The 1,986-nt window shown below is 40.6% G+C and carries 1 protein-coding gene; it reads right to left on the bottom strand.

Features of this window, described 5'->3' with window-relative positions:
* Positions 1-619 precede the first annotated feature (619 nt).
* Positions 620-1,825, bottom strand: coding sequence for a lipid-A-disaccharide synthase-related protein (locus MW688_RS14715; RefSeq protein ID WP_486736767.1), 1,206 nt, complete (start codon positions 1,823-1,825; stop codon positions 620-622).
* Between the last annotated feature and the right edge of the window lie 161 nt (positions 1,826-1,986).

The following is a 1,986-nucleotide window of genomic DNA, read 5'->3' as shown; positions in this document are numbered from 1 at the left end:
CTTGCGCCCTTTCCCAGAGGCTTGCGCCCTTTCCCAGAGGCTTGCGCCCTTTCCCAGAGGCTTGCGCCCTTTCCCCGGGGCTTGCGCCCTTTCCCCGGGGCTTGCGCCCTTTCCCCGGGGCTTGCGCCCTTTCCCAGAGGCTTGCGCCCTTTCCCAGAGGCTTGCGCCCTCACCTCACATCTTCCACCAGTACTTATGTACTAAATTAACCTCAGAAAAAGTTAATTTCTCTTTCGCCTAAAATCGCATCAGGAGAACAAAAATACTGAAGACGCCTTTAGGGTCAACAAATTTTAAAGGGCGATCGCATTAATTCTTTAACTCATTACTTCAAAACTTCTTTCACTTCAAAACTCATCTAACGGTGCGTTACGGGCTTCGCACGCTTCACACCCTACAACTTATGTACTAAATTAACCTCAGAAAAAGTTAATTTCTCTTTCGCCTAAAATCGCATCAGGAGAACAAAAATACTGAAGACGCCTTTAGGGTCAACAAATTTTAAAGGGCGATCGCATTAATTCTTTAACTCATTACTTATTACTTATTACTTCAAAACTCATCTAGCGGTGCGTTACGGGCTTCGCCCTAACACACCCTACTAATACTACTCATACTACTACTTTTTTATCTCCCCGAGACAATCTAATAACACAGAAGAGATACGACTAGAGGCGCCAGTAGTACCAAAACGTTCTAACCCATTTTCACGACATTTAACTAAATATTCTTTATCTGCGAGAGTTTCTCCCACTCTTACGGCGGCAGCTTTTAAAATAGCAGGATTCGCAGGTTCAGTACCAATAGTTTGGGCGGAGATTCCTAGGAGTCTGGTTTGGGCTTCGGCGAACTTATAGGTAAACTGAGGACCATTGCCGGGTATTTGAATAACTGGTTTACCTAAAGCCACGGCTTGGTCTACAGCTAATCCTGCCATACCAATAACTAAATCACAATTATAAACAATATCATTAAAAGCATCTGAATAACAGATAACTTCTACAGCAATCTGTTTTTCTCCTAAATAACAAGTTAATTTGCCTTGATGATGTTCCCATCCTTCACTAGTAGCAATCTCTGATAATTGATTCATCACACCGGGTACTAAAGCGGCGCGAAAGTTTGCCTGTTGTTGTTGAGTTAGTTGGACAATTTCTTTAACTAACTGTAACTGAAGACGAAAATTACGCACGGCTTCAGCAATCCGTGAACCTGGTAATAAGGCAATTAGAGGTAATTCTGGAGTTAGTTGTAAATCTTTCCCACTGGGTATAAGTCTATCTAAAGATGGTATACCACCAAACTGAACTTTAGTTAAACCTTGTGCTTGCAAATCTTTAGCTGTATAGATGTCTCTAGTAAAAACAGTTTGACATCGAGGTGAAGAGAAAATCTGCCATAGTAAAAAACCGAGATTGAGTTTACCTTCGTAGAGACTCGATAAACAAGAAATAAAAGAAACAAAGGGTAGTTTAGTTAAATAAGCAAAAGATTGGCTAACAATATCACCTGTAGCCATAATTAAATCGCAATTAGGCGCATAGGCCAAAACTGCCTGTAGTTGTCGCCAAGTTAAACCAACTAATCCTGATTGAATATCTTTAACTAAGTGAAGAGGATTCATGTAGAAGAATCCACCAGAAGGCATGGTTTGAGTTGGTCCAATAATTGGTATATCCAAGGCCCGGTAAGCTTTCCCTTCACCTACTAGGGGCATTGCTACTATTTTAGTGGCAGGAGACATTTCCTGTAGTCTTCTAATTACATAAGAGGAGTGATTGTCCTCACCATGACCGTTACTGATAAATAAAATTTGCTTAGACACTTACTAATTTATGGTAATCTCATCTTTTTAATTTATTTTATATGTTTTTTAAGTATTTGCTTTAGCTTGTAGGTTGGGCCGGGAGATAACCCAACAAACATGAGTAATGAGTAATGAGTAACGAGTAACGAGTAATGAGTAAGAAGGTAGCCTGTACGTAG

It is taken from the genome of Johannesbaptistia floridana (assembly GCF_057440575.1).
This window is presented reverse-complemented; position numbering and strand designations above follow the sequence as displayed.